Source organism: uncultured Varibaculum sp. (assembly GCF_902489465.1).
GTDB lineage: Bacteria > Actinomycetota > Actinomycetes > Actinomycetales > Actinomycetaceae > Varibaculum.
In genome coordinates, this window is the sequence record NZ_CABTZZ010000023.1 from 1 (window position 1) to 26,113 (window position 26,113).

Annotated in this window: 21 protein-coding genes and 1 rRNA gene; 7 read left to right on the forward strand and 15 right to left on the reverse strand. The window is 51.4% G+C overall.

The window, feature by feature from the left end; translation table 11 throughout:
• Positions 1–4: 4 nt before the first annotated feature.
• Positions 5–121: ribosomal RNA gene (rrf, locus tag RDM26_RS05515) — 5S ribosomal RNA — on the forward strand.
• A gap of 130 nt (positions 122–251) precedes the next feature.
• On the opposite strand, the gene RDM26_RS05520 is transcribed toward rrf, so the two are convergent.
• Both RDM26_RS05520 and RDM26_RS05525 read right to left on the reverse strand, forming a co-directional pair.
• Positions 252–1,451, reverse strand: coding sequence for an HRDC domain-containing protein (locus tag RDM26_RS05520; RefSeq protein ID WP_307738007.1), 1,200 nt, complete (start codon positions 1,449–1,451; stop codon positions 252–254).
• Positions 1,448–2,023: a DUF3000 family protein gene (locus RDM26_RS05525; protein WP_307738008.1), complete on the reverse strand. Its 576-nt coding sequence runs from the start codon at positions 2,021–2,023 to the stop codon at positions 1,448–1,450. The genes RDM26_RS05520 and RDM26_RS05525 overlap by 4 nt, the downstream gene beginning before the upstream one ends.
• Before the next feature lie 218 nt (positions 2,024–2,241).
• Here RDM26_RS05525 and RDM26_RS05530 point away from each other — a divergent pair, with 218 nt between their 5' ends.
• Positions 2,242–3,585, forward strand: a complete 1,344-nt coding sequence (locus tag RDM26_RS05530; protein WP_307738009.1) for a carboxylate--amine ligase — start codon at positions 2,242–2,244, stop codon at positions 3,583–3,585.
• Positions 3,586–3,658: 73 nt separating this feature from the next.
• On the opposite strand, the gene treZ is transcribed toward RDM26_RS05530, so the two are convergent.
• From treZ to RDM26_RS05555, 5 genes are all read right to left on the reverse strand, one after another.
• Positions 3,659–5,458: a malto-oligosyltrehalose trehalohydrolase gene (gene treZ / locus RDM26_RS05535; RefSeq protein WP_307738010.1), complete on the reverse strand. Its 1,800-nt coding sequence runs from the start codon at positions 5,456–5,458 to the stop codon at positions 3,659–3,661.
• On the reverse strand, positions 5,459–7,978 hold the full coding sequence (gene treY / locus RDM26_RS05540; RefSeq protein ID WP_307738011.1) for a malto-oligosyltrehalose synthase: 2,520 nt from the start codon (positions 7,976–7,978) through the stop codon (positions 5,459–5,461).
• An 11-nt stretch (positions 7,979–7,989) separates the two neighbouring features.
• Complete coding sequence (gene glgX / locus RDM26_RS05545; protein WP_307738012.1) at positions 7,990–10,134, reverse strand: glycogen debranching protein GlgX; 2,145 nt, start codon at positions 10,132–10,134, stop codon at positions 7,990–7,992.
• Positions 10,135–10,321: 187 nt separating this feature from the next.
• On the reverse strand, positions 10,322–13,114 hold the full coding sequence (locus tag RDM26_RS05550) for a Cna B-type domain-containing protein (protein ID WP_307738013.1): 2,793 nt from the start codon (positions 13,112–13,114) through the stop codon (positions 10,322–10,324).
• A 71-nt stretch (positions 13,115–13,185) separates the two neighbouring features.
• The gene (locus RDM26_RS05555; RefSeq protein WP_307738014.1) at positions 13,186–14,106 is read right to left on the reverse strand and encodes an ADP-ribosylglycohydrolase family protein; all 921 of its coding nucleotides are present in this window, start codon (positions 14,104–14,106) and stop codon (positions 13,186–13,188) included.
• A gap of 271 nt (positions 14,107–14,377) precedes the next feature.
• On the opposite strand from RDM26_RS05555, the gene RDM26_RS05560 reads away from it, so the two are divergent.
• Positions 14,378–15,532 (forward strand): aminotransferase class I/II-fold pyridoxal phosphate-dependent enzyme, encoded by a 1,155-nt coding sequence (locus RDM26_RS05560; protein WP_307738015.1) that lies wholly within the window; start codon positions 14,378–14,380, stop codon positions 15,530–15,532.
• A gap of 65 nt (positions 15,533–15,597) precedes the next feature.
• On the opposite strand, the gene RDM26_RS05565 is transcribed toward RDM26_RS05560, so the two are convergent.
• On the reverse strand, positions 15,598–15,834 hold the full coding sequence (locus RDM26_RS05565; protein WP_307738016.1) for a hypothetical protein: 237 nt from the start codon (positions 15,832–15,834) through the stop codon (positions 15,598–15,600).
• A gap of 181 nt (positions 15,835–16,015) precedes the next feature.
• Between RDM26_RS05565 and RDM26_RS05570 the strand changes: the two genes are divergently transcribed.
• From RDM26_RS05570 to RDM26_RS05585, 4 genes are all read left to right on the forward strand, one after another.
• Positions 16,016–16,390 carry a hypothetical protein gene (locus tag RDM26_RS05570; RefSeq protein ID WP_307738017.1) on the forward strand — a complete coding sequence of 125 codons (375 nt, stop codon included), beginning with the start codon at positions 16,016–16,018 and terminating at the stop codon, positions 16,388–16,390.
• Positions 16,391–17,003: 613 nt separating this feature from the next.
• Positions 17,004–17,957: an Abi family protein gene (locus RDM26_RS05575; protein ID WP_307738018.1), complete on the forward strand. Its 954-nt coding sequence runs from the start codon at positions 17,004–17,006 to the stop codon at positions 17,955–17,957.
• Positions 17,958–19,121: 1,164 nt separating this feature from the next.
• On the forward strand, positions 19,122–19,310 hold the full coding sequence (locus tag RDM26_RS05580) for a hypothetical protein (protein WP_307738019.1): 189 nt from the start codon (positions 19,122–19,124) through the stop codon (positions 19,308–19,310).
• Positions 19,303–19,509 (forward strand): transcriptional regulator, encoded by a 207-nt coding sequence (locus RDM26_RS05585; protein WP_307738020.1) that lies wholly within the window; start codon positions 19,303–19,305, stop codon positions 19,507–19,509. Before RDM26_RS05580 ends, RDM26_RS05585 begins: the two co-directional genes overlap by 8 nt.
• A gap of 247 nt (positions 19,510–19,756) precedes the next feature.
• On the opposite strand, the gene RDM26_RS05590 is transcribed toward RDM26_RS05585, so the two are convergent.
• From RDM26_RS05590 to RDM26_RS05615, 7 genes are all read right to left on the reverse strand, one after another.
• On the reverse strand, positions 19,757–20,257 hold the full coding sequence (locus RDM26_RS05590) for a hypothetical protein (RefSeq protein ID WP_307738021.1): 501 nt from the start codon (positions 20,255–20,257) through the stop codon (positions 19,757–19,759).
• A gap of 92 nt (positions 20,258–20,349) precedes the next feature.
• Positions 20,350–21,921: a recombinase family protein gene (locus tag RDM26_RS05595; RefSeq protein WP_307738022.1), complete on the reverse strand. Its 1,572-nt coding sequence runs from the start codon at positions 21,919–21,921 to the stop codon at positions 20,350–20,352.
• Positions 21,893–23,179, reverse strand: coding sequence for a recombinase family protein (locus RDM26_RS05600; protein ID WP_307738023.1), 1,287 nt, complete (start codon positions 23,177–23,179; stop codon positions 21,893–21,895). Before RDM26_RS05600 ends, RDM26_RS05595 begins: the two co-directional genes overlap by 29 nt.
• A gap of 71 nt (positions 23,180–23,250) precedes the next feature.
• Complete coding sequence (locus tag RDM26_RS05605) at positions 23,251–23,439, reverse strand: AsnC family transcriptional regulator (protein WP_307738024.1); 189 nt, start codon at positions 23,437–23,439, stop codon at positions 23,251–23,253.
• Positions 23,436–23,939, reverse strand: a complete 504-nt coding sequence (locus RDM26_RS08410; protein WP_374041819.1) for an RNA polymerase subunit sigma-70 — start codon at positions 23,937–23,939, stop codon at positions 23,436–23,438. Before RDM26_RS08410 ends, RDM26_RS05605 begins: the two co-directional genes overlap by 4 nt.
• Before the next feature lie 51 nt (positions 23,940–23,990).
• The gene (locus RDM26_RS05610) at positions 23,991–24,800 is read right to left on the reverse strand and encodes an N-acetylmuramoyl-L-alanine amidase (protein WP_307738025.1); all 810 of its coding nucleotides are present in this window, start codon (positions 24,798–24,800) and stop codon (positions 23,991–23,993) included.
• Positions 24,801–24,973: 173 nt separating this feature from the next.
• Positions 24,974–25,528 carry a holin family protein gene (locus RDM26_RS05615; protein ID WP_374041820.1) on the reverse strand — a complete coding sequence of 185 codons (555 nt, stop codon included), beginning with the start codon at positions 25,526–25,528 and terminating at the stop codon, positions 24,974–24,976.
• Positions 25,529–26,113 lie beyond the last annotated feature (585 nt).

Consider the following 26,113-nt stretch of genomic DNA (forward strand, 5'->3'; position numbering starts at 1 on the left):
ATCTTGTGGTGGTCATAGCGCCTAGGACACGCCCAGCCCCATCCCGAACCTGGAAGCTAAGCTAGGCAACGCTGATGGTACTACGCCCCAACGAGCGCGGGAGAGTAAGAAACCACCACAACCACATTAAAAAGGCAGGGTACAGAAGCTGGTTAAAGTTTTTGTGCCCTGCCTTTCTATATTTTTAATTAACTTCAATGCAGCTAGCCACGGAATGGGTATTATTTCCGGCTACAACAACTTTGAACTTGCTATTTTTTAGTCCAATGAGCGCAGATTTCCTCAAGGCGGGGGAGGAAGATCTCTTTTTGCCAGCTTCTGGCAGCAGCTGCCTCTAATAGAGTTGCGGTATCATCTGATTTTTCCCAATAGGCAGCTACCTGCCGGATGGCGCTAGGAGAAAGCGCGCATTCTGCCCAAATATGATTTTCCTGAGCCCAGGTGGATACGTCCTCTTTAAATAGGCGGTAAAGCTGGGCACGCGCGGGATCGATTTTCTCCCAGGTAGCGATGGCCCTTATTTCATGCAGCTTACGCAGCGGCGCTTTGCCTGGTAGCTGCTCACTAGGTAAGGATCGAACTTTCTTTATTGCCTGCCACCAACGCCGGGCATGGCGTCGTAGTTGCCGCCGCTTCATAAATGAACGGCGGGATAACTCTTGGTAGGAAGCAGGGGGCTGTAAGACCAAATCTACGAGGTCGCGGTTAGGTAGAACCCGATGGGGGGCTAAATCTGCTTCGCGCGCTATTTCATCGCGCTTATTGTAAAGCTCCCGCAGCAAGCCGAGCTGGCGAGGAGAACGGGCTTTACCAGCACCTTTTAAATGCCGCCAAGGTTCGCTACTACGCGGACGATGGTAGTTGGCTAATATATAGGAGAACTCTTGTTGCGCCCAAGATAAACGACCTGCTGCTTCCAAGCGCTCTTTTAGCGCTATGGCCAGCTCCACCAGGTATTCCACATCCAGAGCCGCATAATCGAGCCACGATTGTTTGAGGGGACGCAATGACCAGTTTTCCCGAGTATGGTTCTTGGCTAGTTTTACCCCTAGCACGTCCTCGGTAACTGCCCCCAATCCCACGTGTTCATATCCCAATAGCTTCGCTGCGATTTGAGTATCGAATAGACGCGGTGCCACTAAACCTGCCCACTCCATACATTCAAGGTCTTCTTTGGCGGCGTGTAGCACCCAGGTAGTGTTTTTGCAGGCCTTATTGAAGTCTGATAGGTCATCCAGAGCCAGAGGATCAAGTAAAACCAGGGGAGCGCTCTGTCCTTTAGCCTGAATTAAATAGGCCTTGTCCAGGTAGCGGATACCGCTGGCGCGTTCAGTATCAAAAGCCACGTACTGTCCGGGGGTGCGGTATTCTCGCAAACAGTCCCGGTATTGCTGCTGTTTATCGGTTAGGGGAACCGACCCCAGCCGGGGACGGTAAAGAGTTTCGCTCATACCAGCTTTACCTGCCCTAGGCGAGAGATTCCGGCGCTAACTTCCACCGAATAACCCGACATCATAGCTAATAGCCGCGATATCGCGCCCGCGTGGGGCGCCAGGTCATTATCTAGAGGTGTCCAGGAGGCACGCAGCTCCATTTCAGCGGATTCAGAGCGTTTTTTTAACTCGCCAAAGCTGGCAGAATGGGAGCGGGTAACTGATCCGGCAGCCTGGAAAAAACTGGCATCTGCCTGGGTTAAGAAATCGGTAAACCATGACCAACAAACCTGGTCAGCCAGCGGTTCGGTAACTAAATCTACATCTACATGCGCACCTAGCATCGTTACTAGCCGGAATCGTCCTTGCCACCCGGGTTGTTCCTGGGGATCATAAAGAATCACTAGCCGCCCCGACCCGCCGCTATGAGGATTCGTCTCCAAAGATTCACAATCCATACGGATAGCGGCAGCAAAAGGCGCAATTCCCTGCGGCGCCGAAATCTCACTGACCGTAACGTGAGAATCATAGGCGGCTTCCCGCAAGGTGAACAGAGCATTGGTAAACTCTGCAGGCGTCTTTTGATTCACCATTTCAGCGTAGGCAGGAAACCTCTCCTAAAGTCACTGCCACGCCGATAATCAGCCGACCTAGCTGTAAACCTGCCAATTTCCCGGTTGGGACAGTTGGCTCCTTGCCTCGGTATTGCAATTGTACAAGCAGCTTATTGTCAGTAAGATTCGGGTGCCTTCCGGGACAGGGAGCAAGATTTGATAGCATTGAGTGGCTCAAATCTTAGGGAGGCACTGTGGAAAAACATCAGGATATAGGGTTTCAACCGGTTATTTTAGGTACCGATATCGGAACCTATGCGCTAGCGGTCTCCTTCCATGAGAGGTGGAAAGTAAAACCTACCATCGTCACTACCCAGGTTCTGGGGCCCATCATGTTTTCCGGCATTATTGATACTCGCGTAGTCGACCCCCATGCGTTGCCTAATCCGGACTCGGATATGCCGTTAATCGATGGGTTGCTAGCACTTGGTCCCGAACTGCAAAAAGAATATCCAGGAAAAAAACTGTTACTGATTGCAAATATTGATTCCAATGTACGTGACATCGTCCGGCGCGAAGAAGAGCTACGGAAACATTATGCGTTCGCCTTCCCCTCCTTACAGGTAATGAAGGATACCTCCGATAAAGTAAAGTTTCCGCTGCTAGCTGCCCAGCATGGATTGAATGTTCCCAAAACTTTGGAAATTGATTTTTCCGGTTCTCTAGAGGACGAACTAGCTAAACTTGAGCAGATAAATCAGCCCTTTCCTTGGATTATTAAACCGGCTACCAGCGCTGGTTATGAGCGCCTTAAATGGCCCGGCAAAGCGAAAGTCTATACGGTTTCCAATAAAGAGGAAGCTCAAAACTTACTCGCCAATCTTTATCAACACACTCACAACAATCCGCGTGCCCGCCGCTTCGTACTGCAGCCCCGGGTGGAAGGCAACGATAGCTTTAATCTCTCGGTGACTGCCTACGTTGATCAAAACGCTCGGGTAACTATGCTGGGATCTGCCCAGGTGCTATTAGAAGACCATTCGCCGACTGCTCTCGGTAACCCGGTGGCGATGATTACCGAACCCTATCCCCGCCTCTATGAACAGGTAAGTAGCTTCCTAAAGGGAGTGGGCTGGCATGGCTTCGCCAACTTTGACTTTAAGGTAGATTCGCGCACGGGGATTGCCTATTGCTTCGAAGTTAATCCCCGCATTGGACGGAACTCCTATTACAACACCTCGGCGGGGATGAATCCTATGAGGTTTTTTGTCGAGGACGTAGTCGAAGGGAAAAAGGTCTCCCCGCAACGTTTAGGAAAGCGAGTCTACTATTCGATTCTGCCCAAACGGTTAGTGCTGCGGTATGTAGATAAACAGATGGGCAAGAAGATCCAGACCCTGTACCGGCAGAAGAAAAATCATGACCCCCTGTTCTATCGGCCAGACTTTGGATTTAGTGTCCGCGGTCTGAAACGATTCGCTTACGTGATGATTGCCCGGGAGAATCATTGGAGAAAGTATCACCGTAATTACCCGATCGCTAAATTCCGCGAGGGGGAAACCCGCTCCCTAGATACTGCTGCCTTAACCCAGCCCTAGCTCACCTGGCGTGGCCGGGCAGACCGCTAAGGAATATACAAGAGCCCCTCAAAGACAAGATCGTGCCAAGGAGCTAAGCAATTATTAGCAGGGTATCTTCACCTAGGATTTTTGCGGGAGGATTCTCCAGTCTCCCGTTAGTAAACGATAAATAGTTTCCTGGCGTCAGCTGCGCGACTATCTCGCTGATGCTAACGGGCTTGCGATGCAAATTCACTATTACCCGAGCGCGCTCTGCCTTGAGTATCAGCAGTTTTCGCTGGCGCTCAAGAGCAATAAAATCAGCAAAGATGCCTTCGCGACGCAGCGCGATTAAGTGTCGATACCAGGCGAGCATCTTTTTATGCTCGACCTCAGAAAGCTCCTGCCACAGCAGCTTAGAGTTAAGGAAAGTAGAAAGCGCTTGCGGAGAAGGCACTTCCACTTCGCCATCGTAAATTTTCTCCCAATCATGGGAGGCGAACTCGCGTTTCCTACCCTGATCTACCGCTTTCCCAATTCCTTCATCCGCATAGTCAGTGAAGAATTGGAAGCGCGAACGGCTGCCCCATTCTTCTCCTTGAAACAGCATCGGCGTAAACGGGGAGGCTAGAATCAAGGCTGCTTGACCAGCCAGTAACCCGGGGGAAAGTTTCTCGCTGGGGCGATCCCCTAAAGCTCGGTTACCTACCTGGTCATGGTTGGACGCAAACCCAAAGAAGCGGTTTGGTTCCATATCTGTCGGAACTGGAGCCCCCCAATTTTTCCCTCGGAAACTCGAGTAAGTGCCGTTATGGTAAAACACTTGCGAATAAATCTTGCTTAGCGCCGCGGGATCGGCAAAATCTTCGTAGTAACCTTGGGTTTCGCCGGTAAAAGCGACGTGAATACCGTGGTGGATATCGTCATCCCATTGGCCATCCATCCCGTATCCGCCCTCATCAACCGCGGTAACCATGCGGGCATCGTTGAGGTCAGATTCGGCCACCAAAGTAAGCGGTCTGCCTAGCTCTTCCGAAAGGTTGTGAACTTCTTGGGAAAGCTCCGCTAAAAGATGCAGCTCAGAATCATCTTGGATTTCATGAACCGCATCTAGCCGCAGTCCGTCAAACCCATAGTCAGCCAGTAAAGCCACAGCCGCCCCAATTAAGAAATCCCTTACCGGGCCGCTATCAGAGCCATCTAGGTTGTAACCATCACCCCAGGGAGTTTCGTGGCGGCTAGAAAAATAAGGAGCAAACTGACTTAAATAATTTCCGGAAGAACCCAAATGATTCAAGACCAAGTCTTGGGCAACTGCGATTCCCAGGTTGTGTGCCGCATCGATAAAAGCCACCAGATCTTCCGGGGTACCGTAGGGATTGAAAAGGGCGTACAGGCCCACCCCGTCATAGCCCCAACCGCGCTGGCCAGGGAAAACCGCGATTGGCATCAGTTCGATGACTTCGACTCCCAAATCTGCCAGATAGGGGAGTTTTTCTATGGCTGCTCGCAGAGTTCCCTGGGCGGTGAAAGTTCCGATATGCAGCTCATACCAGACCTTACCCAAAAGTTTTCCATCGGGTTGCCAGCTCGAGGTATGTTTAATAGCGGAAATATCGGCAGTCTTCCCCCAAAGTTCACTGCCGGGAACATAGGTACGCGCCCGGGGATCAGGGAACGGGCCATTTCCCTCTACCTCAAAGGCATAGGTAGTGCCGTTGGGTAGCGGTCGCGGAGCGAGCCACCAGGAACCGTATTGCACCATTGCGGTTTTTCGCGGATTCTGTGGTGATCCTACCAGCAGGTTTACCTGTTTTTTGTCCGGTGCCCACAGCGGTACTCGTCCGCATCCGGCTTTAAGCTCCCAGGGTGGCAAGCCTTCATAATCTAGATCCGAAGGGTTTAAATCCATCTATTCCACCCGCTCCAGTATCCGTGCGCCCCGCTTAAATAGCAGCTCTTCCAAGCTTTGCATTCCCCCGGGGAAAACCTCATTTGAGCTAATATCTTTCCAGGATCCCTCGGGCAGAACCACGGTATGCTCAGGGCGGAAATCTCCCTGATATCGGGAAAGTACCCCGGAAAGACGACGAGCAATAGTTACGATTTGCGCACCTTCACGTGCAGTTCCGCGCGCAAACGCTACCGCGTAACCAGTAGAGAGGGCGAGTGCCTCATAAGTGGCGGTAGCAGATACGAAGCACTCGGGGCGGCGGCGCCGTAGCCGCAAGATTGCTGCCGTAAGGTTGAGTTTCAAATCATCTAGCGCCGGGTCTGCCGCATGATCTAAGCCTTCTTGATCCAGATGGGAAAGTCTTTGCGCTAGCGCAGTGAAATCAACGGGGCGACGATTATCGGGATCCACCAACGATGTTTGGGTGATTTCTGAGCCTTGATAAACGTCGGCTACTCCCGGCATGGTTAGTTGTAAAGCCTTATTAGCTACGATGGTGTGGCGGGTAGCTTGCCCGGTTTCGCCGTGCCAGCGAGAAACAATATCAGCTACCTTGGGGTCGCATATAATCTGGTCGGCATAATCAAGGAGCTCGTTTTCTCGGGTCTCATCCGGAGCAGTCCAGGTAGTCCAAGATTTTTGTTCCCTAATCGCTTTTACTAAATATTGGCGCAGCCGCTCAGAGGAGATCGCTCCGTCATCATCCCAAGTACCGATCAGGGTTTGCCACAGCATATTTTCGCTGCGTCCATCCAGTTCATTAGGACGGTAAGGCTGAGTAACATCCCGCAGTTCGGAAACAATTTGTGCCCAAAGCGTGGGGTACTGGCTGATAATGGCCAGCCGCATCCGCACGTCTTCACAGCGTTTAGTGTCGTGGGTAGAGTTAGTGGTCATGGTAGCTGGCCAGTTAGTTTGAATATCGCGCGCAAATAGATGCAGGTTATCGGCAGAAATCCCGAAAGCTTGCGGGTTAGAACCTACTTCATTTAGGCACAGCAGGTGAGTCCAGCGATAGAAAGTGGTGTCTTCTACTCCTTTGGCCATGACTGCGCCGCAGACCTGTTGGAAACGCACCAAAAATTCTTGCCGATCCAGGTCGCTTACTTTCAAAGCTGCAGATCCGGTTTCATCCCCAAGCACCAGGGCAACTACCACCGCCATAGTGTCAGCATGTTCGGGATTCAGGTAGCGTAGTGCTCGCCGCGCTGCTGTCTCTACGATTTCTCTTGAGAGTGCGGGGGCAGGATTCCCAACCGTCACATAGGCACGGTAGCAAGGCATTTCGATAATCAGTTCTCGCAAACAATCAACCAGGGAGCGGAAGGTGTAATCGCGCAAACGGAAATCATTTTGACAGATTTTCCATACTAACTGTCCGATACGGCGGACTTCCGCTGCCAGGGAGGTGTCGATAATCTGGGCTTTGGATTCGCGTTGCATTTGGGGATAGGACGAGGGCGAATCTGCCGTTAAAGTCTGCATTAGGGTTCCCAGCGGTAAGGATGCCCGCGGATCTACTTGCAGAGCGGTTAGCCGCCAGGAAGTGTCGTAACCGGTAGTGCCGGCAATAGGCCAGTCACTAGGTAGCCGTTCGGCGTCCTCGAGAATCTTTTCTGCCGCAATCCAAGCGCCTCCAGTGGCCTGAGATAGCCAGTGGAAATAGCCTGCCGGGTCGGCTAGTCCGTCGGGATGGTCAACCCGGAAAGCATCGATATAGCCGGCGTTGAACAGTTCTAGGAGTAAGGCGTGGGTAGAGTCAAACACGTCGCGTTCTTCCACCCGCAGGGCTGCTAGGGTATCGACATCGAAGAACCGGCGATAGTTAAGCTCTTCATCAGCTACTTTCCAATGTGCCAGACGGTAGTGTTGTCGTTCTACCAGTACCTCTAGCGGCAGGGACTCGGTACCCTGAGCCACCGGGAAATAGTGGTCATAGTAGCGCAGAATCCATTGCTCGCCCCGTTCGGGCTCCGTAGGAATCACCATTTGTTCTAGCTTGAGCTCTTGGTCAGCTAATACTTGCCCGATTCGTTTTCCGAGGACGGGCATCAGAATCGGTTGGTCAATATCGATATCGAACCAGTGAGCATAGGGGGATTCTTTTCCCCTCTTGAGCACTGACCACATAGGGCGGTTAATCCATACTGGAGTCGGTACCGCCATATGGTTAGGAACCAGGTCTACTACCAGTCCTAATCCTTCATGGTGGGCGGCATCGGCGAGTTCTTCAAACTGGGCGCGCCCACCAAGTTCTTTAGAAATGTGGGTGTGGTCTACTACGTCATAGCCATGCATGGATCCGGGAACCGCTTGTAAAATGGGGGAGAGGAATAGATCGGTGATTCCCAGGTTTCGCCAGTATCCCAGGTGTTCGCGTGCATCCTTAAATGTAAAATCTTTACTCAGCTGTAGACGATAAGTGCTGGTAGGGACATGTTTTCCCTGAGCGGGCAGGTGGGGATGCTGACTGTTCATCGAGGTTCTCCTTATTCCTCCGCTACTTCGCGGATAAGTACCACTACCGAGCGGTCAAGCAGCTCGAGTTGGTCATTAGCTCCATATTCGATTTCCTTTTCGGTATCGCTGTCGGGAAGGTCTTCCATAGTGGAGATTGCGATTTTCCAGCCGGAGCCGTGGCCTTCCGGTATCTGGAAGGTGCAAGCCTCGGGGTCGGCATTGAAGAGCAGCAAGAAAGAATCGTCAACGATGCGTTGCCCGCGAGAATCAGGTTCGCGAATCGCTTCCCCGTTTAAGAAAATCATCAGAGAGCGTGCTTCTTCGTTGCTCCAGGCTTCTTCGGTCATCTTTTGCCCATTGGGAGCAAACCAGTTGATCTCGCCCAGATCGGATTGCCCGCCGCGAGAGGGTGCGCCCGCAAAGAAACGGCGACGATGGAATACTGGGTGATCATTACGGAACTTAATCAGATGTTTGGTGAACTCTAGGAGGCGGAGGCGGTAGTCGTCCTCTTCGGCTTCCTCGAAAGACCAATCCATCCAGGAGAGTTCATTGTCTTGACAATAGGTGTTGTTATTTCCTTTTTGGGTACGCGCCACCTCATCTCCCATCAGTAGCATGGGTACCCCTTGGGATAGGAACAGGGTAGTTAGGAAGTTCCGGTGCTGACGCGCCCGCAGCTTATCTACCTGCTGATCATCGGTGGGGCCTTCCACCCCGCAATTCCAGGAGCGGTTGTGGGATTCCCCGTCGCCTCCGTCCTCACCGTTAGCTTCGTTATGCTTTTCGTTGTAGGAAACTAGGTCACGCATCGTGAAACCATCATGGGCGGTTACGAAGTTGATAGAGGCATTCGGCCGGCGGCCACTTTGCTCATAGAGGTCTGCGCTACCGCAAAAACGAGAGGCAAACTCGGGTAGGGTAGCGTAGTTTCCGCGCCAAAAATCGCGAACAGTGTCGCGGTATTTGCCGTTCCATTCACTCCACATTGAGGGGAAACCCCCCACCTGGTAGCCGCCATCACCCACGTCCCAAGGCTCGGCAATCAGTTTCAGCTGGGAAAGAACCGGATCTTGGTGGATGATATCGAAAAATGCGGAAAGCTTATCTACGTCGTGCAGCTCGCGCGCCAGGGTAGAGGCGAGGTCGAAACGGAAACCATCTACGTGCATCTCGATTGCCCAATACCGCAAAGAATCCATAATCAGTTGCAGTACCGCCGGAGAGCGCATTAGTAGCGAGTTTCCGGTTCCGGTAGTGTCAAAATAGTGGGCTTTATCGTCCTCTACTAGGCGGTAATAGGAGGCGTTATCTATCCCCTTGAAGGATAGGGTCGGCCCCATATGGTTGCCTTCAGCGGTGTGGTTATAGACCACATCCAGAATTACTTCGATCCCTGCCTGATGCAGGTTCTTCACCATTTGTTTGAACTCTTGAACCTGTCCATCAACCACGTCTTGGGAGCGATATTGGGCATGGGGAGCAAAAAAGCTAATGGTGTTATACCCCCAATAGTTCGACAGGCCGCGTTCTTGCAGGGTGGAGTCGTTTACGAACTGGTGCACCGGCATCAGTTCAACGGCATTTACTCCCAATTCTTTCAGGTATTCGATAGTCACCGGGTTTGCGATTCCCGCATAGGTGCCGCGTTCTTTCTCGGGGATCTGTTCATTTAACTTGGTGAAGCCTTTTACGTGTGCCTCGTAAATTACTAACTTATGAAGCTCATGTCCGGGAGGGCGGTCATTTCCCCAATCGAAATAAGGGGTAGTTACCACTGAAACCGCCATATCGGGTAAGGAGTCATCATGGTTAGGCTGGCTGGGATCGTTCCAGTCATAGGAATATAGTGACTGCTTGGCTCCCACAGTCCCATCGGTGGCCTTCGCATAAGGATCCAGAAGGAACTTGTTAATATCACAGCGGTGTCCTTGTTCCGGATCGTAAGGGCCTTCTACCCGGAAACCATAACGCTGCTCATCTCGCAGTCCCGGAATATAGCAATGCCATACGTGGTGGTCTACTTCGCGGAGCTCAATGCGCTCTTCGCTACCATCTTCTGCAATTAAACAAAGATAAACTTTGGTTGCTACCTCGCTAAATACTGCAAAGTTTACCCCGGCACCGTCATAGGTAGCGCCGAGCGGATACGGTTTCCCTGGCCAAATTTCCATGGTTCTAGGTTGTCACAAAACGCGTCATTTGGCACTTACTTACCGATGAATATTAAAGATGGGGGAGAAAGCACAATCAGGTTTAGGTTACGAGAGGGGACTTTCGATACTTTGGGAAACTCAAAAATAAAAAATCTGGGAGGGGTAACGAACTGGCGTTATCCCTCCCAGAGAGGCTAGAGGTTACCTACTCTTGCCGGCGGCGTTTGATGAGCACGCCAGACCCGATGATTACCGTGGCCAGTAGCGCTAACCAAGCTACCGGAGTACCGGTCTTAGTAATTTCTTCTGGGGGAGTGGGTGGCGGGTTCACCGGCACGGTATTTACTACCGTTACTTCCCGGCGGATTACTCCGTCTTTATCCGTCTTAATCTTTCCGGTTTCGCTTTCATACTTAGCGAAGGGAACCGCTTTAATCGTTCCGTCTCGTCCGATTTCACGTACCCCGTAGTAGTAGCGCTGCTTGGCCGGGGTGCTAAACGGCAGTCCCTTAAGGGTCTTAGTCCATCCCTCGGCCTTAGTGACGTCAAACTTTTTGACCGGCTTGGCATCGCTAAACTTGGCGTCGGTAGCCTGCAGTAGTTCAAAACTGACTTTCCCTGGGGTTTTGGCATCGGGCACCGGTTTTTTGGAATCCTGCCATAACCAGTGTTTGTTAACCGTAATGTCTACCGGGTGAGGTACGGGGTTAACTACCGTGCCTACCAGCCAGGTTTCGGGTAAATCTTTGGAACGATCCAAAGCTGGACGTGCGGGTACTCTACCTTTTTCTTGTTCTACGGTTTGCCAAGGCTTTAACTGTAGGGTTTTTATTACTTTGCCCTGTTTAGTGAGCTCTTGAACGCCGTAGTAGTAGAAGTTGCCCTTATCGTCCATAATTGACAGGTCATTAAAGGTCTTCCGCCAATTTTCTTCCGGGTTGGTAGAGGGGTGCAGCTGGAAATCTGCGATCTTTTCAATCTGGTCTTCGTGCCCGGTCAGCGTAAATTCCTCATCGGTGCTGCGAATAAACCGCATCTTTAGTTCTTTGACTGGAATATCGCTGGCGCGCGCCGGGTGGCGTTTCGCCTCGTCGGTTTTATCGGTGCCTGCGGAGGAGTCGTCACCAGCGATTTCCTTTTCCTCTGTGTAGAGCCAATCCTTTTCTACGGTTGCTTGTGCTTTGCCCCATTCGCCGAAAATGACGCCCCCGTTAGTGCCGATTCCGCCCCCGCGCGGAGCGGTATTGCCTTGGAGAAGTACTTTGCCTGCGGAGGAAGCGTTGGCTTTAGCTTGCTCTGAGGCTACAGTTTGGAATCCTTGATCGTTGATACTCGTGTATTTCAAGGGCATCGGTTTCGGACGCTCTTTTTCCGGCTTATTTAAGGATGTGGGGTCGAAACGCTGGTCGCGATTATCGAAGTAATAACTTACGCGTCCGCCCCCGAGCATATAGTCTGATACCCAGATGGGGGCTGCTCCGCTCGTGCCCAGGTTGGTATGAGCCAGGTCGTTACCAAAGCCGTCGGCAGTATTGTCGAAGACGGCGCCACCGTTATGCATTCGTAGCTCAATCGAGCCGGTAGGGCAGGTCCAGAGACCGCCACCCATAGACTCGATACCGTTTTGGGAGGTTGCTTTATTGTTTGTCACCACTACGTCGTGCAAATGCAAACTGAAAGATATCGAGGCTACGTAAATGCCGCCGCCTTGATCGTGGGCGGTATTGTTAAGAATCTGGCCTTTATTGATTTCAACCTGGTTGGAAACTACGTTCACTCCGCCACCGGTGTGGAATGCTTCATTATTCGAAATGGTGCCACCATTGAAAATAAAGGCGCCGGGGGAGAGCTTACCCCACTCTTGTTTAGTCATTCCCGATTGTTTTCCGGTTCCGGGAATCTCTTTATAGGTGCGGTCTGCGCCCCAAGCATACAGATCGAGGGTGCCGATTCCCCCTCCGTTGCCGGCGGTATAGTTGGAATCAATCAGGCCGCCGTTCATGGTGATTACCGTATTACCGAATGCGAGCGCGCCGCCCCCAGAGAAGGCGGCTGCATTGTCGTGGATCTTTCCGCCGTTAATGGTGATGTAGTTGCGGGTTTCCAAAGCCTTTTGTAGGCCCCCCATAGAGGCGGCATCGACGTATAGGTCGTATCCTTCCAGGCCGCCTGCCCAGCCCTTGTTATGGGAGATTTCGCCGCCGTTAATGGTTACCGAGCCACCTTGGAAAACACCGATCCCGCCTACTTCGCCGTAGGCGCCATGTGCATACTCAGTTTCTCCGTAGCTGACTTCGCCGTCATTCATTTCGAATTGGGCGCCCTCGGATATCGCGATATTTGCGGCCCCGGATTGTACAGAGGTGGCGCTTCCAAGCTTGCGTTTATTGTCAGTAACCTTACCGCCGTTGAGGATAAACTTGGCGTCTTTCCCCCTAACCGTAATCGCCCCGTAGCGCATACCGGTGCCGTTGCGTACGCCCTCATAGGTGCCGCTATTAATGGTCAGTGAGCCTTCGTCGTAGATCAGTTCCCCGCCGCCTTTAACCCATTGGCCTCGGCTTCGCAGATAAAACTTTCCGCCTTTCTCGTTATTTCCCAAGGTTAAGGAGGCGCCCTTTTTGATCTGTACCATGACTCCGGTGAAACCGTCCTCGCGTACCAGGCCACCGGCAGAGGAGGCTGCTCCCCAAGGAGCGATCCCGTTTACGAGTTCAATATCGGCGCCCTTGGGTATAACCACCGTAGAGGTAATCAGGGTGTCGAGCATCCCGCTTATCACAATCCGGGTGGGGGTGGTGCCGGCGTCCTGGATTAATTGCCGCAGTGCGGCCTCATCGCAACTGGTGCCGCATTCCACTACGGTGCGGCCGGCAGCTTGCGCGGAGGTGGAGTTTATCTTTTCAGGAGCTGCCACCCAGGCAATTGCTAAGGTGGCAGTGAGAATCAGCGCCACTGCCTCGGCTAATATCCGTCCCGGTAAAGTGTGAGTTCGCATGGTAGACCTCGAGATTAGGAGCGGTATTGGTCGGGTTTAACCAATAATGATTAGTTAGTTTTCATTTTACATTACTTTGCTCGCGAAGTGGAACGGGATATTTTCTCCTGACAGCTGCTACTGAAACAGGATCTTTCGGCCAGTTTCCCACCCTCGAAACTGGTATCAAACCTTGCTTCATAAGAGGCCACGTACGCATGTAAGTCTTCGGGTAAATAGCGGAGTGCTGATTGCGCCATAAATTTCATGCGTTCATCAATCCCGTACAGGGTGGAATAATATGCCCAGGCGATAGCGCCGGTGATTGCCCCCATCGTGTCCGCATCGCCCCCTAACCAAATGGTGTTGCGAATAGCGTCCTCGAAACTAATCGATTCCGTAAATGCCCTGATAGCTTGGGGTACGGTGCCTTGGCAGGATTCATCAAAGTGATAATTAGCCTTGATGTCGGCTAGCGATTGCTCAAGGGGATAGAAATGCTCTGAAATGTAGTATTCGATTTCCTGCTTGCTGCGGTTATTGCGTGCTAAATAGATCGCCGCGGCCACCGCCTTTGCACCTTTAATCCCTTCGGGATGATTGTGGGTGACTGCCGCACTTATTTCTGCAAAATCGAGGGCTTCCGCCAGGCTATTCGCGCATTCAGCGGCGGCCGATACCCGCATGGCGCTGCCGTTTCCCCAGGAGTTGTAGGGGCGGGGATTATCTTCATTTAGCCAAGCCGCAAAACGGCCTCCGTAAGAGCCCATCGGCTCGGGAAAGCGTCGCCCTAATTCCTGCATACGTTGCACCAGGAGCTGGGTAAGACGCTGCTCAGTGCGCTCGGTATCTTTAAGGTTTAGCCAGCTTAAAAACGCCATTCCCTGAGCGATAGTCATTAAGGAATCATCGGTGTAGTTGGCGCCATAAGGAAACAGCTCAAAATCACGGCGATCTACCGGTGAGAACTCCCGGGTAGAGCCGATAACATCCCCGATAATCGCGCCGATCATGATGATTCCTCCTACAAGTGGATTACTGCTGCTTCTACCATTATGTGCTCCTGTTTCAGATACCGGCAGTAAACTTCCGGGTTTCTGTTAGTGCGAATAGTTAAGTGGACGGTCCTGCTTACTAGGCTCACCTATTAACAATACCTGCTGGGGTTCAGCGCCCTGTTTAAAAGCTGTTGCCTCCTTGAATTTTCGTATTCCCCGGGTTTGGTAAACGCGGAAACTGTAGCGGTAATGCGGGGGAGGCACGCTCCGTCATAGAGTAGGAGCGATGCATTTTTCGCGGCGAGTTAGCCTTTCTGACCCCAACGCCATCACCGTGGCGGCGGGGAAACGGCGCGCCCAGGGGCAGAAACTGGTAAATATCTCTGACTCGAATCCCACTCGGCATGGGTTGGGAGAATCAAGCAGCCCCTACCAGGCAGATCCGCGTGGGTCATGCGCCGCCCGTCGCGCCCTCGCCAGTTATCTTTCTGAGCGGGATCAGCGCAAGGTTGACCCCGATAACTTGTATCTGCTTAGTTCCACTTCGCAAGGCTACAGCTGGCTAATGAAACTGCTGTGTGATCCTGGCGAAGTAGTGCTGGCACCAACCCCGGGATATCCGCTGATAGAAGCCTTAGCTAACTTAGAAAATGTGCAGGTGGCCTCCTATAGTTTTGCTTGGCTAGGACGAAACTGGGAACTAGATCCGCTCTCGCTGCCTGCTGCTAGTGTTTCCCCGCGTCCGCGTGCCCTAGTGGTTATCAATCCGGGTAACCCCACCGGTGCCTATTTAGATAGGGGAGAGCGGGAGAGAGTGGAAGAATACTGCGCCGCAAATAATCTGCCCTTGATTGCAGATGAAGTGTTTTACGACTTTCCCTTGCCAGAAGCCCCCGAATCCCGCTACCGTCTCGCCGGTTGCCCTGAAATCCTCACCTTCGCCCTCGATGGGTTATCGAAAAATCTGTGTGCGCCGGGGGTGAAGGTTGCTTGGCTGGAAGTATCGGGGCCTGAAGAATTAGTGAGGGAGGCTAAGGCACGTTTAGATATCATTGCGGACGCGTTTTTGCCCTTTAGTGATATTTTGGCCGCGCACCTGCCGGGTTTCTTAGAGGAAATACCGTCACAGTTGGCGCGAACTCGCGGGCGTTGCGCCACCAACTTGGACACCTTGCAAAGTTTGGTAGGGGAGGATGCGTCCAGCCCGGTTACGGTGATGCCCCCGCAGGGTGGCTGGAACGTACTCTTGCGTTTTCCCTCCCATATTGACGAGGACGAGCTGGTGGAAAAACTCTTAAATGACTTCGGTATTTATTGCCAGCCCGGCTACTTTTTTGACTTGCCTTTTGCTGGTACTACCAGCCTGTCTCTGCTGTTAGAGCCAGATTCGTTCCGGGAAAATGCCGTAAAAGTCTTGCATACCATCACTGCCTTGAACTAGAGCAGTAACCGGTATTTTCGTCCTCCTAGAGGCGGGTGGGAAGGCACACATAGGTTGGTTTGTCGTTACTCGAATGCTTCTAGAGCCTCTGGTTCCAGATCGCCGTCAGCAACTAACTCCTGAGCTGTTCTCTCTATTTCATCAGATAGGGAAATACCTGCGGCGTTTGCCCAATCAAGTGCCAAATCAAGATCGGGACCATCATGGATTTCCAGCTCTTTAAGATTTTCTAGTAGGTCAGTGCGACCTGCCTCGCTAATGGTGGCAAGAACCAGATCCCAGGCGTCTAGGTACCCCATCATTGGTGTGGCTCCTTGCGGAAAAGTATTCCCGCCACCTCCAAACGATAGTTCGTGTCACTAGCGAAGGAGGAAATCATATGCGCGTCAGTATCGGGAAATGGACAAGCGTTATTCCTCGGCACCAGGAAGTAAATGAGGTGCTGGCTAAGGCATTAATAAGGAACGCAGAAAGGGGCGCGGAATGAATATCGAGGCACAGGCTATCCGTGACAGTAAATGGTGGATTGCTTTTTTTGAGATCGATGGTCGCCAACTTGGTACCCAGGCAAAAAGCTTGAAACGCCTGGAATATATGGTTAAAGACGCGGCCGCCCTCCTGACTGCGAAAAGTCCCGATAGTTTTGACGTGACTATTTGCTTAAAAGATTCTCGCCTCGCAGAGCTGGTTGCCAGATATTCTGCTGCTAGTGCGGCAGAGGCGGCGACTAGCAAAGAGCTTGCTTCCGCTTCCCGGGAAACGGTCAGCGTGATGCGTGGGAAAAATTTGTCTATGGAGGATATCGGAACTCTCCTGGGGATAACCAAAGGTAGGGTATCTCAGTTAGCGAAAGCTTGACCCGGGAAAATGCCGCTAAAGTTTTGCGTACCGTCACTGCCTTGAGCTAGGGTAACAGCCGGTTCGCATATCCAAGTGTGGAAGCAATATTGCGACCACAAAACAAGACACAATCTGCCTCATTGATGGTACGGTTTTTCCCGAAGTTCTGGCTGGTGAATGTTTGAATCTGATTACCCATGGCAAGGATCCTGTTCTGAGAGCCCGATAGACAATGAAATGCACCGATTGATGCAAAAAGCTCTCAGAAGAAGGCCAGAAACCCGCCAGGAGTTAACCCCTGTTAAGAGGATTGGTGACATGCCTGCTTAGGGTTACTGTTTGATTGCCGCCGATCTCAAGAGCGTTAAATCTGTCTTTCGCGTTTGGCGCTATTCTGAGAAGAGGGTCTGAGAAGAGGGATGTTGCCCGTATAATCCTCGTGCTAGGGCAGTATTAATCGTTTGGTCTGTTGTGTTCTGCTCACAGACGGGCTGAGTTTGCTACAGGCACAAGACGTTTACTGGTTGTTATTATCGTTGTTCTCGCTTAGACTGGTGGTATCAAGACCGGTTCCGCCCGTGAGGGTCCAGGGCCGGTCCTCATTGTTTCTACGCTCGAGTAGGAGTTGGTGATGCCGCAGTCTCTAGATGCTCCTTTAGGCAAGCGGTTCAAAAAGCATGGCGAGCAGATAGCTTTGCTGCGCGAACGCGGCATGCTAATCGAATCTGATTCTGAAGCGTGCCGACTACTCGAACAGGTGAATTACTATCGTCTTTCGGGATACTGGTATTCATGGCGCAGACTACTAGAACCGGGGAAACGTGCTGATAGTTTTATCGAGGGCACGACCTTGGCTGATGTAACTGCCGTCTATGAGTTCGACTGCAAGCTTCGTGAGATTGTGTTTGCCTGTCTTGCCCCGATAGAGCTTTCGGTGCGCTCCATGCTTGGACACGAACTCGGCCGCATCGACACTTTCGCGCATCTACACCCAAATGCTCTCGGGCCGCTAGCACAAGCATCTGACGGTGAGGGGGCGTCTGCCGGGTATCTAAAGTGGCTGGGACGTTACGAAAAAGAGTTACGCGCCTCTCGTGAAGATTTCGTGGCTCACCACAATGAAAAGTATGGTGGCAGGCTTCCTATCTGGGCTGCTGTAGAAGTAATGGATTGGGGGTCGCTGACTTACCTGTACCAGTTAGCTCCCATCGGTGTGCGAGACACAATCGCGGCTCGCGTAGATTTGACTGCAGCCCAATTCGGTTCGTGGCTGAAAGTGCTAAATATTTTGCGTAATTATTCAGCCCATCACGCACGCATGTTTAACAGGGTTTACACCATCAAGCCACGGTTACCTAGAAAAGGCCGCCATACCGAACTGGACATGATTGCGAATACAGTAAACCGCACTTTCGGGCAGTTAACTTTGATCCAGTATCTTCTCGTTCGCCTAGACCTAGGGAACACAACTCGTCTTCCTAAACTCCTTGAAAAGTACCCCCAGGCTAAGCCGCTACCGATAAGCCACCTTGGCATGCCCGATAACTGGCAAGATAATCCTCTCTGGGCAACTAAAACCTGCTAGTCCTCGCGATGTAAAATCATACTCATCCCCATCATCGGTAAAGGTAGGTTTTGGGTCGGCTTGCCTGCCTGAACATGAGTTGGCAAGCATCTTCTACGATGAAGTCGGAATCTAGAGCTAGGGGTTCATCGATTAGGATTTTGGGTTAATACCCAAAAGCAGTACGGAGAAGCAAGCCATAATAAATATGTGACTGGCTTTAACCGATTTTCAAGTTTTGACTATTTGAACGCTCCCAAGGCATGTAAATATTGCGTCATGTGTCATTCTCCGTCAAATATTGATGCGTAGTTGTTGATAAAGGCAAAGGGAAATCTTTAGTTCTTTTGTAATCTTCTTGCAAAGCCAATAGCTGGTCGCATAGGGAAGAAGGTAGGAGGAAATATTGCTCAAACGCGAGCGAAACAATAAAATCTAAATCTTCGCCCTCGCCATACTCGTAATCATCTATTAGCGTCCGAACCGATATATCTGACTTTTCATACAGATATTGTCGAACTCGCTTATAAAGATCAGAATAAGTCAACATGCGTTAACCTCTCATCAATATATGCGCTTGCTATTTCATCATTTTTAACAACAATTTTTAATATCCCACCATCTGTCCTCTTTAGGTAACTATATTCTAGTTTTCTCTCGGGATTGGTTAAAGCTAATAGTATTTCTGATTTGATTCGCTCTTTGTCTCAGTCATTAGGGAAAGGCGTATGTTTTGAAATCCATCCATGAGACGCAAGTATTAAGCAAAATGCGAAAGTCTTCCTACCACAAGGAAATCCGCGCCCAGCGCGGCTTGGACGGGTCAAATCGAATACTACGGCACGTAGCGCCCTGCGCCATCTGGATTAACCAGGTGTCTAATGGTTTTGTTTTAATTTCCTGGTTCTGTTCATGGTATTTGCATTATGCAACACGCGTGCTGTGTAGTGGTATGGTGTGCCCCAGTTAGGGGAAGCCAAAAAGAAAGGGAGCGCGCGTTTACAGGACTATAGATAGAACTGACCTGGGCAACCTACTAGCCCTAGCCGGTCTGCTACTTGCCTTGTGGGATCACTCCCATAAAGATGAAAAGTAGCCGGTAAGGTCTGGCGGGGTCGAAATAGAGAATAGCTACTTCGACCCCACCTAGGTCAGATTCTACCAGCCAACACCGCTAAAAGAGCCATGAACCGGAAAAAGTTTAAGGGGAACCTCGGAACCTTAGGGTGCCTTATCGCTATCGGTGGAGCTAACCTAGCCATCACTGACCTACAGGCAGCCACCTGGAAAACAGTCACCATGTGGGTGGTCTGGGTCATAGCTATGGGGATATGTCTTTACGACCTGAACACTGGGGTTAAAGACAGTGAGTGAGACTTTTTTGGCGCTTCGTGATGTGGCGCGCCTAATCGGTGTTACTAAGGGTACGGCGGCATCTTATAAAGCTAAGGGAATGCTTCCTGCCCCTGATGCAGTGATTGGTCTTGATGACCGCTCGGTCGCTGGGTGGCGTAAGGAAACAATCATTAAATGGAATGAGGAACGCCCCGGGAAAGGAAACCACGGACAGTAATTTTTGTCTTGGCGTGGTTGACTGTTGTTGCAGCTAGGGGCTTAAAAACAAGAAAAAGCCCTGGCCAACGTCAAGCAAGTTAGCCAGGGCTTATCGTGCTAGCAACACTTCGCGTTGCGCACAATTTCCTCCGCTTCACCAATGAAGAAACAAGTTTCTTCACCGTTCATCGTCGTCGTTGTTACTTTCACTCTCATTTTGATACAACGTGGTTTTTGGGTGCAGCGGGTGAGGTTTGGGTGCAGCCTCAGCAGCCGCGCGATTCAAGATCCGCGTTATTACCCCGTGCGCGTTTCAAGGCAGCCTTCCATTCCTTTCTTCCAATGCGACACTTTCTGATCCAGAGACAGATTTCCCTTCTGTGCGCAGCGTCCCATTCCTCAACTTCGTCGCGCCTAGAAATCGTGGTGACTGCTAGCCCCCCGGAGATTGCCCCTACAACTAGCCCCAGAAGCGAAGCAATCGCTTGGATCGAAAGCTCCATTACGAAATTAGTAGCAGCATTGATGCTTTCAAATGCGCCAGCACGCCAAGACAAAAAGGCAAAAACACCGATGAACATTACTGAGACAATGGCCTGAATGATAAATGTCTTTATTCGCTCACGAAATGCGTCTTTACCAGCTCTTTTACTGTGCCACCATTCCTGCGCCAATTCATCAACACTCATCCCGTAAATATTTGTATCCCCGATATTTTGGTTAAAAATATTCCCGTCTCCAGAATTGCTAATGTTATTGATGTTCACTGGTTTACCTTTCTGTTTGAGGTTTCACCAATATCATATGGAGGCATCCGCACGCCAGGACTCAACAGTTTTCTCCTGGCTGTCGTTCAGATTCAGTCTTTGAAATAGAGGCGGATAGTTCCGTCGGTCTTTACAGCAGCTTGCATAACCAGCATGTTCCAGGCTTCGTTGCTGTATTCGAGTGGTGACCGCGTAACTAGATAGTCGTGAATAGCTACTGCTTGCGCGCGGCGAGTGGTGAGGTCGGTTATCTGGTCGTTGATCGCCTGGTGTTCTTGTTCTTGTTGTTGGTAGCGCTGTTCGAGCTGGTGCCATCGGGCATCGTATTCGTCAGGGTCGTGCGCGGTGTTGGCGTTTTCGGTGATGAGTTGGTTCATTAACGCTACGGTTTCTTCCATCCGCGTAGCGATCTCAGTCTGGCGGTTTTCGAGTTCTGTCGTGTTGTAGACGGTGTCGTCGAGTAGTTGCATCGCGCCATCGAGCACGGCATCATTGCTGACGCGTTCGGTGAGGGCGTGGACGAAGGCTTCTTTGATTTGTTGTTCGGTGACGTGTGGGGTTGTGCAGTGGTAGCCGGGCTTGTATTTGTTGTTGCAGCGCCAGATGTAGCGGCGGTATTTGCTGGTTGAGTGCCAGACTTTACGTCCGTACCAGCCGCCACAATCTGCGCATCTGATCCGGGTGGCGAACGGATGGGTGGAGGCGGTTCCTTTTCCTGATCTGCGTGCTAGTTCTGCTTGCACGATCTCCCAGGTAGCGGGTTCGATGATTGGCTCATGGTTTCCGGTCACGTAATATTGTGGTACTTCGCCTTCGTTGGTTTTCTTGGTTTTGGTCAGGAAGTCGGTGGTGAAGCTTTTTTGTAGTAGCGCATCGCCTTTGTATTTTTCGTTGGAAAGGATGGAGCGGATGGTGCTGGCTGACCAGATGTTTTTACCGTGTGGGGTGAGAATCTGGTCGGTGGTGAGTTCTTTTGCGATTGTCTGCGGCGTGGCTCCTTCAAGGAAGCGGGCATAGATACGGCGCACGGCTGGTGCTTCGGTTTGGTCGATGGCGAGGTTTCCGTCGTCGCCTTTTTTGTAACCGAGTAGGGATTTGTAGGGCACCATGACTTTTCCGTCGGCGAAGCGTTTGCGGTGTCCCCATGTTACGTTCTCGGAAATGGAGCGTGATTCTTCTTGTGCCAGGCTGGACATGATCGTGATGAGTAGTTCGCCTTTTGAGTCCAAGGTCCAGATGTTTTCTTTCTCGAAGTACACTTCTACTCCTGCGTCTTTTAACTGGCGCACGTGAGTTAAGGTATCGACGGTGTTACGGGCAAAACGGGATACGGACTTGGTGAGAATCAGGTCGATTTTGCCGGCGAGTGCGTCGGCGATCATGGTTTTGAATCCTTGACGATGTCGGGTGTTGGTGCCGGTGATGCCTTCGTCAGCGTACATGCCAGCGAATTCCCAGTCGGTTCTTGATTGTATATGGCGGGTGTAGTAGTCGATTTGAGCTTCGTATGAGGAGGCTTGTTCTTCTTGCTCGGTGGAGACCCGCGCGTAGGCTGCAACCCGACGTTTTATTGCGCGGCTAAAACTGTCAGCATTGTGTCTGAGTGTTTTGGTTGCCGGGATCGCGGTAACTCGTTTACGCCTGGGTGTTGCGGTGGCAGTCACTGGGTTTCCTCCATTGTGCTAGATCAACTATTACTGGTTCGTTTTGGTTTTTTAGCGTGAAGGTGAGGTAGCGATTGGGGAAAACGGTGATTATGTCGAGTTTGGTCAATATTTGCGTATCGTCCCAATCCTTAAGTCCGAGCAGATCCAGGCAGATGGTTTTCAGTATTGTTTCTGGAAGTTGTGGTGCCCGGCAGGGGTTACCTTTTCCTTTGGTTGCTGTCGCGCACCACCAAATTTTCCGGGATCGGTTGCCACGTTTTTTCGTGCGGCGATGGTATTTTTTGCCACACACGCTGCAAACTATGTGGGAAGTAAACGCGTTAGTGCTTGTCCCTGGGCTTGCTGCTCGTCCGTGTTTGCGGCGTTTGGCTAGTTCTATTTGGACCGCGTTAAAGGTTTGGTGGTCGATAATTGGTTCGTGGGAGTTTTCCACGAGAAAGCGTGGTAGCTCGCCTTGGTTTGGTTTGGTGCAGTGATTAGCGATCTGGGGGCGGTAGGTTTTTTGCAGTGATGCATTACCGATGTAAACCTCGTTTTCTAGTATTGTGCGTAGTCTTTTGCCTTGGAATTTATTTGTATAGCGGGGTTTGATTCCCTCAATGTTTAGTCTGGCTGCGGTTTTTTCTGGGCTTATTCCTGCTAGAAATTCATTGAAGATCCGTTTGACGACCGTGGCTTCGTGGTCAATGATGTGTAGTTCGCCTTCGCTGTAGCGGTAGCCGTAGGGTTGGCGTGAATGTAGTTGCCCGTCGGCGTATTTTTTACGGATTCCCCATTTGACGTTTTGCGATATTGACCGGGATTCTTCCTGGGCAAATGATCCTAGCAGGGTCAGTAGGAGTTCTCCGTCAGCTGTGGTGGTGTCTATGTTTTCTCGTTCGAACTTTACAGCTACACCGAGGGATTTCAGTTCACGTACAGCTTGGAGTAGGTCGAGAGTGTTACGGGCGAACCGTGAGATTGATTTCGTGAGGATCACGTCGATTTGTCCCGAGCGAGCGGCGTTCATCAGATCGTTGAAGCCTTCACGTTTCTTGGTGCTGGTGCCAGTGATTCCTTCATCGATGAATACCCCGGCATATTCCCAACCTGGGGTGGATTGAATAAGACGCGAGTAATGCGATACCTGGGCAGCTATGGAGGAAAGCTGACGGTCGTGCTCGGTAGAGACACGGGCATAGGCGCCGACGCGAAGCAGCCTGGGTTTGGCTGGCTTGACCGTAATTTTCTTCAGTTGTGGCGTCGTTTTAACCATGCTATCTACTCTTGTATTCCCTTATTGTTGTTGCTTGTCACGTACTGTTTCGCGTTGTATCCATACATGCTCTAATCTTGGTGTTTATCAAGTCGAACCCTTAATAACAATGAACCCACTGCCGTCTTAGATTTACCTTCTATGACATCGAGAACGCTGCGTGCTTCTGTGGGTGTTAGTGTGCCTTTATCGGTGAGCTGGTCGATAAAGTTGACTGTTCTTATGAGCGCGATCTCCGCATCAATATCTATGGCGCTCACCCGCGCCCACCTTGGGTTCCAAAGCGGTGCCTAATGTAGCAAGGATGGCAGCAGTATTTACGTTTAGCGTTTCCATAGGCGGTGAATTGTTTTGCACAGTGAGCACAGGTAAAGGTGTAGAACGCTTTGCGGTTGATCTGGTCTGGGTGGGTTTTCCACCAGGCCCGTCGGCAGGACTGACTACAAAACCGAGATTGGCGTATTGTTAGTTCACTTCCGCATATCAGGCAGCCCACCACGTCAGCTACCCTCACCACAGTTTTGTTGGTGCTAGATGGTGTGATGTTGTTGCGTCGGCACCAGCTTTTGACGGTATTGACGTTAAGTCCAAGCTCACTAGCGATCTTTGCCAAGGGCATTCCAACTTTTCGTAGAGAACGCACTTGAGCTTTTGTTGTGTCATTGAAAACTGTCACGATGTTTCTACCTCCTGAAAGAAGGCCAGAAAGGATCAGAAAGTTAACCTGCACCCCTACAAACAAAGAAGGCCCCGCCACCATCTGCCGAACAGAAGATGGTGGCGGGGCCGGAAACGAAAAATAGTTAATGGATCAGCAGCCAAGCTTTTGGTTTACTCGGGCTTGTACCTGGTTGTAAAGATTTCCCAGGCGTGCTCGGCGGGTAGCGCCGTTGCCGTAGTCTCCTCGAATCACGGCGTCTGCCAAGGCATCGATATTGGGTGCGGCTGGCGTAGATCTTGTCCCGAGTTTTTCGTTGACTCTGCGTTGCACGGCGTCGTAGAGGCTACCTAGGCGTGCGCGTCGCTGGTCTCCGTTGCCGTATTCGCCGCGGATAACTGCGTTGGCTAGTGCTTCAATATCTGGTTTACCGGCAGATGGCGGGTTGGGTTTGTTTCCGCTGATTTGGTCGTACCAGTAGCCGGCTCTGGCCATGTAAGCGGCGTGTTGGGATCCGGCTATGGATGCGGGGCATTCGGTTGCGGAAAAGTTGCGGTGTCCGAATACGTTTTTGCCCCAACAGGGTCGGCCTAGCTTGTAGTAGTGACACAGGGCGGCGACCAGGTGTGCCCCGTTTTCTAGGCAGGCATCGGAGATGCGGTAGGGGTGGGTGGATGCGTCTGCGTGTTCGATTCCAATCGAGGTGGTGTTGGCTACCCAATTTCCCGCGTGCCAGGCGGTATCGCGGTCCCAGACGAGTTGGCCGATGCGGCCACTGGTTTCTACTTGGTAGTGCGCGGAGGCGGGTCGGGTTTGCCATACGTTCCAGCATCCTTGTATGGAAAGGTTTCCATCGTTGTGGTGCAGGATGATTTTGTTGATGGATCGGCCTTGTCTGCCTTTGGTGAAGTGTTTGTTCATTAGCAGGTTCAGGTCAGCTTCTAGAGTGTTCCAGTTCTTCATTTTGGGTTCTCCGTTTCTTTGTTGGTTGGTTTAGCCGGTGGCCAGGATAAAAAGTGCGATCAGGTAGATAAGCGGGGTCAGTATCCATGAAAGGAATATGGCGAAAAGGAGCCAGATCCCGGCGGTAAGTAGCGTTAAGACTGCTAGGAGTGCCAGGAATTTAAGAATTGTTTTCATGGCTTTTCTGTTTCGTCGGGGAGGGCGTGTTGGGGCAGATATTTGCCTGGATTAATCTGGCCTGCGTGGGGGATGGGCGGGGAGTGTTTATCTGGGCTGCTCGCCTTAGCCGGTGGTGTTGAGCTGGTTTTGAAGGCGGGCTGGTTTTGACCGGTTTGTTTGATTGTGTCTAATGCTTGTTTTAGTCCGCCCGGGATTGGCAGACCTAACAGTGCAGCGTTTTCGAGGACGGAGATGCCTTCGTTGGATAGGTAGAAGAAGATGGTGGCGGTGCGTAGCACTCCGGGGGTACCGAGAATATGGACATCGAGTAGGTGGGCTAGTCCGATGAGGGCGAAGATTAGGATTTTGCGGGCGATACCGCGAAACCCTACCGAGCTGGATAGTTTGTGGGCGTTGATTGCGGCTAGTATTCCGGTGGCGTAGTCGATGATGGTGAAGGCTAAGATGGCGTAGAGCAGGGAGTCGGTTCCACCGAGGAAGGCTCCTAGCCAGGCACCTATAGCGGTGATGGCGCCTTGGAATAGCGTCCAAATGGTTTTGATAGACAAAATTCTTGCTGTCCTTTCAAAATAGTTAACGGGTTAGCACAAGCGTGGGGGATTGTGGATATAGGAAATGCCTGCACAAGGCAGGCATTGAAACTTCAAACAAGGCGGCGCTATTCGGTTTGTATTTGGGGGCGCTTTAGGGCTTGCAGCGTGAGGCGGGTGATGTCCATAGTGTTTTTTCTGGGTATCACCATTACGGGATTGTCTGTGTTTTTTGTTTTTCCTGGCGGGGCTGGTTTTGGGTCAGAGGGGATCGGGATTATCGCTTGCTCAATCATGAGGTTTTTCCTTTGTTTATGGCTTGTTCTACTGCTTCGCTTAACGCGCAGAATGCTTCTGCTTGTTGTCCGGCGAGCTCGCCTTGGTAGGTTTCTATTAGGCTTTTTACTTCTTGGAGATGGTTTTGGTAGGTCGGCCCAGACACTTCGGCTAGGGAATCGAATAGGCTTTGACGGGCGGTGAAGAATTCTGGGGCTTTTTCTGGGCATGCCAGGGTGAATGTTCCCCCAGCATCGATGCGGGGTTTGCCGTTTTCGTTTAGGGAGGCGTATTGGGTTACCAGTTCGTATGCCGTCTTCTGCTTGA